The following is an 8,684-nucleotide window of genomic DNA, read 5'->3' as shown; positions in this document are numbered from 1 at the left end:
GAACCGCCCGGTGCGGACCCGCATGCCGGGTGGTGTGGGAGGGGACCGGTCAGGTTACTGACCGCCCCTATCCCGATCCATGGCGCTCAGGCGCGGGCGGCCGACACGACGCCGTAGATCTCCGTGTCCTCTTCCTCGCGCAGCTCGCGCACCAGCTGGTGGGCTTCACGACGCGACGCGACGGCCGGCGGCGAGCCCTTGAGCGGCTGGCGCGCGGTTTCGGCGAGCGCGACGACCGACACGATGCCGATCACGGCGGCGCCCATCATGTAGTACGCGGGCATCATCAGGTTGTGGGTCACGTCGACGAGCCACGCGGTGACGAGCGGCGTCGTGCCGCCGAACAGCGACACCGACACGTTGAAGCCGATCGCGAGCGCGCCGTAGCGGATCTCGGTCGGGAACAGCGCCGGCAGGGCCGACGGCATCACGCCGGTGAAGCACGACAGCAGCACGCCGAGGATCAGCAGGCCGCTGAACACCGACGCGGTGGTGCCCGCATGGATCAGCATCATCGACGGGATCGACAGCACGAGCAGGCCGACGCAGCCGGCCAGCATCACGGGCTTGCGGCCGATCTTGTCCGACAGGCGGCCGGCGGCGAGCGTCAGCGGCATCATCAGCACCATCACGATCAGCACCAGCACGAGGCTGTGCGATTCGTCGAAGTGCAGCGTCGACGACATGAAGCTCGGCAGGTACGACAGCACCATGTAGTCGGTCACGTTGAAGATCAGCACGAGGCCGACGCAGAGCAGCAGCGCGCGCCAGTTGCGCAGCAGCGTGTCGCGAAAGCGTGTCTTCGGCACGGCCTTGTCCTGCGCTTCGCGCTCTTCGGCCTGGCGCTTGAACGCCGGCGTTTCCTCGAGCTTCATGCGGATGTACAGGCCGATCAGGCCGAGCGGGCCCGCGATCAGGAACGGCACACGCCAGCCCCACGACAGCAGCGCTTCCTGCGACAGCGACGCGGTGAGCAGCGCGACCACGCCGGCCCCCATCACATAGCCGATCAGCGTGCCGAACTCGAGGAAGCTGCCCATGAAGCCGCGGCGCTTGTCGGTCGAGAACTCGGCGATGAAGGTGGCGGCGCCGCCGTATTCGCCGCCGGTCGAGAAGCCCTGCACGAGGCGGGCGACGAGCAGCAGCACGGGCGCCATGATGCCGATCGACGCGTAGCTGGGGATCAGGCCGATCGCGAAGGTGCCGACGGCCATCATGATCATCGTGGCGGCGAGCACGCGCTGGCGGCCGATGCGGTCGCCGAGCGGGCCGAACACCATGCCGCCGAGCGGGCGCACGAGGAACGCGGCCGCGAACGTGCCGAAGGTCGCGAGCAACTGCGCGGACGGGCTGCTGGACGGGAAGAACACCTTGCCGAGCGTGACGGCGATATAGCTGTAGACGCCGAAGTCGAACCATTCCATCGCATTGCCGATGGCCATTGCGCTGACGGCGCGTTTGAGCAGGCTCTGGTCGACGACGGTAATGTCGTCCGCGGCGAGCGGGGCCTCGGACGACGGGGAGGAAGAGGCAGCGGTCGGGCTGACGTGTGTTGCGGTCAAGGTCATGCACTCCTTTGACTGCGCCGGAACGGCTGGGCCGTCCGACACGGTTTGCCGGCGAGCGCGATGTCGTGTGCTGCGCGTCGGGGCAAGCCTTTAAGCGCTTACTGCACAGTGGGCGGTAAGAGGCCGTAAGGGATTGCTTCGACGCGGGCCCGAGGGGCCGTCGCGACGGTGCGCTCATGAAGAATGGGCCGCGTGATGCGAGCGGCGGATGCCGGTGCGGACGGGGTCCGGCGTTCCGGCAACTGCCCCGGAGGGGCAACGAAACGAGAAAAGCGGGCCTGTCGGGCGGGCTTTCCTGTGGATGCAATTCCGGTCGAAGCGCCGGCCCGCAACGCGCGGGCGGACTTCTCTCGAAATCGAATAGACAGAGATTGAATGTTGAAACAGGCGACATGATAGCACGATGGCAGACGATCGTGCAAATTGCCCTGAATCCCCCGTGGGGCGGGGGTTCCCGCCCGCTCGGCTCCGGTATGATCGGCGGCGCGCGGCGGGGTCGCGCGGCCCGCCGGGCGACGGGCGAATTCACGAGGAACCGGATGACCGAATTGATGAAGATCGCGGCGCTGTTCGCCGTCACTGCGCTGGCCGAAATCGTGGGCTGCTACCTGCCGTGGCTCGTGCTGAAGGGCGGGCGGCCCGTATGGCTGCTGGTGCCGGCCGCGCTGTCGCTCGCGCTGTTCGCGTGGCTGCTGACGCTGCACCCGAGCGCCGCGGGGCGCACGTACGCGGCGTACGGCGGCGTGTATATCGCGGTGGCGCTGATCTGGCTGCGGGTGGTCGACGGCGTCGTGCTGACCCGCTGGGATGCGGCGGGCGCGATGCTCGCGCTCGGCGGGATGGCCGTCATCGCGCTGCAGCCGCGCGCGTAAGCGCGGCTGCAGGCGGGACGTTCGAGACTTGCGTAACTCGCGTGAGTCGCGGGACGCCGCGTCAGGCGGCTTCGGCGGCGGCCACGTCGGCGGACGTGCGCCACACGCAGGTGCCTTTGACCGACTTGTCGAGCTCGTCGAGCTGGGTCTGGTGGGCGGCGAGCTCGTCGTCGCTCGCCGCGAGAACCGGCAGGGTGAGCGACGCGAGCGACACGCGCTGGCCGTTCGCCGCGCCACCGTCGGCGCCTGCGTCGTCGAGCATGTCGATCACGAGGCTGTCCTGGCCGCGCGTCATCGCCAGATAGACCTCGGCGAGCAACTCCGAGTCGAGCAGTGCGCCGTGCAGCGTACGGTGCGCGTTGCTGATGCCGAACCGGTCGCACAGCGCGTCGAGCGAATTGCGCTTGCCGGGGAACATCTGCTTGGCCTGCACGAGCGTGTCGATCACGCCGCCGCAATGCTCGGTGAACGGCGGCAGGTCGAGCCGCGCGAATTCGGCGTCGAGGAACCCGAGATCGAACGGCGCGTTGTGGATGATCAGCTCGGCGTCTTTCACGAAGTCGCGAATCTGGTCGACGACTTCCGCGAACTTCGGCTTGTCGCTCAGGAACTCGGTGGTGAGGCCGTGCACGGCCAGTGCGCCCGGATCGCTGTCGCGCTCGGGGTTCACGTAGATGTGCAGGTTGTTGCCGGTGAGCCGCCGGTTCAGCAGCTCGACGCAGCCGATTTCGATCAGGCGGTCGCCTGTGCGGGGGTTCAGGCCGGTGGTTTCGGTATCGAGAATGATCTGGCGCATGTCGGATAAATCGGGAAAGACAATAGGGTGGCCTGGATTCAGGCCACGAGCGATTCGACGCCGCGATTCGCGAGCGCGTCCGCACGTTCGTTTTCGGGATGGCCGGCGTGGCCCTTCACCCAGCGCCACTCGATCTCGTGTTGTGCGACGAGCGCGTCGAGCCGCTTCCACAGGTCGGCGTTCTTCACCGGGGTCTTCGCCGCGGTGACCCAGCCTTTTTTCTTCCAGCCGTGGATCCACGCGCTGATGCCTTTCTGCACGTACTGCGAGTCGGTATGGACGATCACGCGGCACGGCCGCTTGAGCGCCTCGAGCGCGCCGATCACGCCCATCAGTTCCATGCGGTTGTTGGTGGTGTTGGGCTCGCCGCCGAACAGCTCTTTTTCGCGGTCGCCGTAGCGCAGCAGTGCGCCCCAGCCGCCAGGGCCGGGGTTGCCCTTGCAGGCGCCGTCGGTATAAATGTCGATGGTGTCGGTGGTCATGAGTGTTCTTGATGGGTGGTCGGGGTGGCCGCCGGCGTCAGGCCCGGCGCGAGCACGGGCTTTTTCATCTTGATCTGGCCGACGAGGCGCATGCCGCGCACGCGCTTGACGGCCGTGACCATGTAGACGGCGCCGAAGATTGGCCACCAGCGGTCGCCGGCGGCTTCCATGAAGCCGTAGCGGGCAAGCCATTTGTCGGTGACGAGCGGCGGCCGGTAGCAGCCGAAGCGGCCGCGCTCGAGATCGAAGCCGAGCAGCTTGATCCAGTCCTTGAGCCGGATGAACGCGATCTGGTCGCGCGCGGCCGGCACGAACGGGCGGTTTGCCATGCGCCCGAACGATTGCCGCATGCCCCACAGGCTCAGCGAATTGAAGCCGGTGATCACGAGCTGGCCTTCCGGCATCAGCACGCGTTCGGCCTCGCGCAGCAGGCGGTGAGGGTCCGACGTGAATTCGAGCGTGTGCGGCATCACGATCAGGTCGACGCTCTGCGACTCGAACGGCAGGTCGAGCAGGTCGCACCACGTCGTGCTGCGATCGGCAGGCGCGTGTTCGGGCCCACGTGCCTCGCGCGCCCACGGATACTGGTAGGGCGCGCTCGCGCCGCTTGCCGGATCGAGCACGAGGCCGCGATACGGCATGCGGTTCTCGCGCAGCGCATCGAGCTGCGGCAGGCCGAGCTGGAGCGCGTGAAACCCGAACACGTCGGACACGATCCGGTCGAGCTGCGCCTGCTCCCAGCCCAGCACGTAGCGGCCGGGCGGCGAGTCGGTCCAGGCGGGCCAGTCTATAATTTGTGGATCGGACATAACGTTGGTTGCGCGCCCATGAACGAGCTGGAATACGTGCCGGTGCCGGCATTCGAAGACAACTACATCTGGCTCGTGTCGGACGGCCGCGATGCGATCGCCGTCGATCCGGGTGAAGCCGCGCCGGTACGCCGTGTTCTTGCGGAACGCGGCTGGCGGTTGACCGCTATTTTACTCACGCACCACCACGCCGACCATGTCGGCGGTGTCGCCGCACTGCGCGATGGCCAACCGGACGATGCGCCGCTCGTCGTTTACGGCCCGGCAGCCGAGGCGATCGGCGTGGTTACGCGGCCGCTCGCGGGCGGCGATCGCGTGACGCTCGACGCACCGGCGCTCGCGTTCGACGTGCTCGACGTGCCCGGTCATACGCGCGGCCACATCGCGTATTTTCAGGCGGCCGGCGTAGGCGCGGCCGGCGCAGGCAAGGCCGGCCAAGGCGCGGCCACGCCGCACGTGTTCTGCGGCGACACGCTGTTCTCGTGCGGCTGCGGCCGCCTGTTCGAAGGCACGCCGGCGCAGATGCTCGCGTCGCTCGACGCGCTCGCGGCGCTGCCCGGCGACACGCGCGTGCATTGCGCACACGAATACACGCTGTCGAACATCCGCTTCGCGCTCGCCTGCGAACCGGGCAATGCGGCGCTCGCCGCGTGGCGCGACGACGCGCAGGCGCTGCGCGCGCGCGGGGCGCCGACGCTGCCCACCACGATCGCGCACGAACGTGCCGTCAACCCGTTCATGCGCGCGGACAGCACGGCCATCCATGCCACGCTCGAGGCCGAGTTGCACGAAAGGGTGCCGGATCGTCTCGCGGCATTCACGCTGATGCGCGAGTGGAAAAATCGTTTCCGATGACGCATTCCGGAGGACTCCAAACCTCAGGTGGCGCCTGTAAAAATTGCTCCAAATGTAGGATTTCGCTGAGTTTTCGGTGTTTTTATTGACGTGAAGCACGCACTTCCGTAGTATCGCCTGCAATTTCCAGCCGTCGGAAGCCGAGATTTTCATGCGACTTATATTGAGTGCGATGGTGGTCCTGCTACTCGCCGCTTGTGCGAGCCAGGCTCCTGTCGCCAACAACGCCGCCGATTCGCAGGCGACGTCCAACTACCTCCGTAAATCAGCCACCGCCAAAGAAACTGTCGACGTCGACAAGCAATCCGTCGGCGACCTGACCAGTGCGGACTCCGATCTCTGGGGCCGCATCCGTCGCGGCTTCCAGATGCCCGACCTGCAGAGCGACCTCGTCGACATGCAGACAACGTGGTACACGCAGCGTCCCGATTACGTGCAGCGCATGACCGAGCGCTCGCAGAAGTACCTGTATCACATCGTCGAGGAACTCGAGGCGCGCCACATGCCGACCGAGCTCGCGCTGCTGCCGTTCATCGAATCCGCGTTCAACCCGCAGGCGCTGTCGGTCGCGAAGGCGGCCGGCATGTGGCAGTTCATGCCGGGCACGGGCCGCACGTACAACCTGAAGCGCAACATGTGGCAGGACGAGCGTCGCGACGTGCTCGCGTCGACGAGCGCCGCGCTCGACTACCTGTCGCGCCTGCATGACATGTTCGGCGACTGGTATCTGGCGCTGGCCGCCTACAACTGGGGCGAGGGCAACGTGCAGCGCGCGATCGCGCGCAACCAGGCGGCCGGCCTGCCGACCGACTACCAGAGCCTGCGGATGCCGAACGAGACGCGCAACTACGTGCCGAAGCTGCAGGCGGTGAAGAACATCATCGCGAATCCGCAGCAGTATGGCCTCGCGCTTCCGGACATCCCGAACCACCCGTATTTCGTGACGGTCACGACGTCGCGCGACATCGACGTGGCGGTGGCCGCGAAGCTCGCGAACCTGTCGCTCGACGAATTCCGCTCGCTGAACCCGTCGTTCTCGAAGCCGGTGATCCTCGGCGCGACCGAGCCGCAGATCCTGCTGCCGTTCGACAACGCGGCGGCGTTCGAGAAGAACCTGAAGGCGCACAACGGCCAACTGTCGTCGTGGACCACCTACACGGTCAGCGAGCGCGCGCGCCCGGCCGCGATCGCCGAGAAGATCGGTGTCGACGCCGATACGCTGATGTCGATCAACAAGATTCCGGCCGGCATGCGCCTGAAGCCCGGTTCGACGATCGTCGTGCCGCGCGGCGACGATGACGACGAGGACATCAGCGCGGACGTCGCGGAAAATGGCGCGCTCGCGATGGAGCCCGACGTGCCCGACACGCGCAAGATGCTGATCCGCGTGCGCCGCAAGCAGTCGATGGCCGCGCTCGCCGGCCGCTACGGCGTGTCGGTCGGCCAGCTGAAGGCATGGAACCGGACGCACCGCGAGATGGTGATGCCGGGCCAGGCGCTCGTGCTGCACGTGCCGGTCGGCCGTGCGGTGCCCGCCGAGCCCGGTCCCGAGCGGATTGCGACGTCGGCGGCCGGCGCGCATATCGAGCGCGCGAGCCTGTCCGTCGGCGGCAAGTCGCGTGGCGCGAAGCACGTCGCCGCGAAGCCGGCGGCCCGCGCGGCGAAGGCGGCTCCCGCGAGGGCGGCCCCCGCGAAGGCGGCGCCGGCCAAGGCTGCTGCCAGCAAGGGCAAGAAGAAGTAACGCGGTCGCGATCGCCACGCGGCGGCCCGTCCGGGCCGCGCGATTGCGTTATCATCCGACGAAACGCGAGGCAACGCCGTCACCGAGGTGACGGCGTTTTTCATTTGTGCGGCAGCCGGGCCGCCGTTGCGCTGGGCCGGGAATAACAAGGAGAGGCGATGTCATCGGTGCAGGCGAGGGTGCTCGCGCTGTTTGCGATCGGGTATTTCGTGTCGTATGTGTTCCGCGGCGTCAATCTCGGCTTCGCGCCGTTCGTCACGCACGAGCTCGGGCTGTCGGCCGCCGATCTCGGCTTGCTCACCAGCCTCTATTTCCTCGGCTTCGCCGGCGCGCAGATTCCCGCCGGCGTGCTGCTCGACCATTTCGGCCCGCGCCGCGTGACAGCCGGGATGCTGCTGTTCGCGGCGGCGGGCGCCGCGGTGTTCGGCGTCGCGCAGGACCTCGGCACGATGATGGTCGGCCGGCTCCTGATCGGCGTCGGCGTATCGGTGTGCCTCGGTGCGGCGTTCAAGGCGCTCGCGCAGCATTTTCCGGTGGGCCGGTTGCCGCTCCTCAACGGTCTCGTGATGGCGGTCGGCGGCCTCGGCGGGGTCGCGGTCGGCTCGCCGCTGACCTGGCTGCTCGGGCTCGTGAGCTGGCGCGCGGTCTGTGGCGGCCTCGCGGTGCTGACGATCGTCGTCGCCGCCGCGATCGGCTTCGGCGCGCCGGAAGCCGAACGGCCACGCCATCAGGGCGGGCTCGTCAGCCAGTTCAAGGGCACCTGGCACATCCTGAGCAGCCGTGCGTTCTGGAAGCTCTCGTCGTTCTCGGTCGTCACGCAGGGCGTGTTCTATGCGATGCAGTCGCTGTGGGTCGGGCCGTACCTGCGCGATGTCGCGGGGTTCGATGCGCAGCACGCCGCGCGGCTCGTGTCGGTGCTCGGGTTCGCGATGATGGCCGGCTGCGTCGGCTTCGGCGCGGCGGCGCGCGTGCTCGAGCGGCGCGGGGTGTCCGTCCAGGCGTTTTGCGGCGTCGGCATGGCGCTGTTCGTCGCGACGCAAGCCGCGATCGTCGCGCGCGTGCCGCTGCCGCCGGCCGTACTGTGGGCCGCGTACGGGATGTTCGGCGGCGTCGGGATCCTGACCTACGCGGTGCTGGCCCGCCATTTCCCGGCTCATCTGATCGGCCGTGCGAACACGACGCTCACGCTCGTGATCTTCGTGCTGATCTTTGCGTTCCAGATCGGCAGTGGCGCGGTGCTGTCGCATTGGCCGGCGATCGACGGCCGTTACCCGGCCGCCGCGCACGTCGCCGCGTGGGGCGCGCTGCTCGCGTTGCAACTCGCGAGCGCGGTCTGGTACGCGTGGCCCGAGCGCGGCGCTGGCAAGCAGGGTGATCCGGCGGTACGCTGACGGGTAGGGCGGCCTGCGCAAACGGGGCCGCAGCAGCGCGCGCGATGCGCGGTCCCCGCGGCCGTCGGGCGCGCCGCATGCATGATCGGACGGCCATATCCATTGAAGATAGGGCCATTTTCGGGCTATAATTTGAAAGTTTGTGCTGATCAACCTCGCACCCTAGCGCC

Annotated in this window: 8 protein-coding genes; 4 read left to right on the top strand and 4 right to left on the bottom strand. The window is 68.0% G+C overall.

What is annotated here, in order from left to right:
- Positions 1 to 86 precede the first annotated feature (86 nt).
- On the bottom strand, positions 87 to 1,568 hold the full coding sequence (gene proP, locus SB786_RS32245; RefSeq protein WP_410730997.1) for a glycine betaine/L-proline transporter ProP: 1,482 nt from the start codon (positions 1,566 to 1,568) through the stop codon (positions 87 to 89).
- Positions 1,569 to 2,107: 539 nt separating this feature from the next.
- Between proP and SB786_RS32240 the strand changes: the two genes are divergently transcribed.
- A complete protein-coding gene (locus SB786_RS32240; protein ID WP_410730996.1) occupies positions 2,108 to 2,440 on the top strand; it encodes a YnfA family protein in 333 nt (110 codons plus the stop codon).
- Positions 2,441 to 2,501: 61 nt separating this feature from the next.
- Here the strand turns inward: SB786_RS32240 and dnaQ are convergent, their stop codons facing one another.
- The 3 genes from dnaQ to SB786_RS32225 are packed head-to-tail and all read right to left on the bottom strand — an operon-like array spanning position 2,502 to position 4,527.
- Positions 2,502 to 3,236, bottom strand: a complete 735-nt coding sequence (gene dnaQ, locus SB786_RS32235) for a DNA polymerase III subunit epsilon (protein ID WP_410730995.1) — start codon at positions 3,234 to 3,236, stop codon at positions 2,502 to 2,504.
- Between the two features lie 38 nt (positions 3,237 to 3,274).
- Positions 3,275 to 3,718, bottom strand: a complete 444-nt coding sequence (gene rnhA, locus SB786_RS32230; RefSeq protein ID WP_410730994.1) for a ribonuclease HI — start codon at positions 3,716 to 3,718, stop codon at positions 3,275 to 3,277.
- Positions 3,715 to 4,527, bottom strand: a complete 813-nt coding sequence (locus SB786_RS32225; RefSeq protein ID WP_006750294.1) for a class I SAM-dependent methyltransferase — start codon at positions 4,525 to 4,527, stop codon at positions 3,715 to 3,717. Before SB786_RS32225 ends, rnhA begins: the two co-directional genes overlap by 4 nt.
- 18 nt (positions 4,528 to 4,545) lie before the next feature.
- Here SB786_RS32225 and gloB point away from each other — a divergent pair, with 18 nt between their 5' ends.
- From gloB to SB786_RS32210, 3 genes are all read left to right on the top strand, one after another.
- Positions 4,546 to 5,382 carry a hydroxyacylglutathione hydrolase gene (gloB, locus tag SB786_RS32220; protein WP_410730993.1) on the top strand — a complete coding sequence of 279 codons (837 nt, stop codon included), beginning with the start codon at positions 4,546 to 4,548 and terminating at the stop codon, positions 5,380 to 5,382.
- 151 nt (positions 5,383 to 5,533) lie between these two features.
- On the top strand, positions 5,534 to 7,123 hold the full coding sequence (locus SB786_RS32215) for a transglycosylase SLT domain-containing protein (protein ID WP_410730991.1): 1,590 nt from the start codon (positions 5,534 to 5,536) through the stop codon (positions 7,121 to 7,123).
- A 158-nt stretch (positions 7,124 to 7,281) separates the two neighbouring features.
- Positions 7,282 to 8,514 (top strand): MFS transporter, encoded by a 1,233-nt coding sequence (locus SB786_RS32210; RefSeq protein WP_410730990.1) that lies wholly within the window; start codon positions 7,282 to 7,284, stop codon positions 8,512 to 8,514.
- Positions 8,515 to 8,684: the final 170 nt, after the last annotated feature.

Source organism: Burkholderia sp. SIMBA_062, from assembly GCF_046534765.1.
Taxonomy (GTDB): Bacteria; Pseudomonadota; Gammaproteobacteria; order Burkholderiales; family Burkholderiaceae; genus Burkholderia; species Burkholderia ambifaria.
This window is presented reverse-complemented; position numbering and strand designations above follow the sequence as displayed.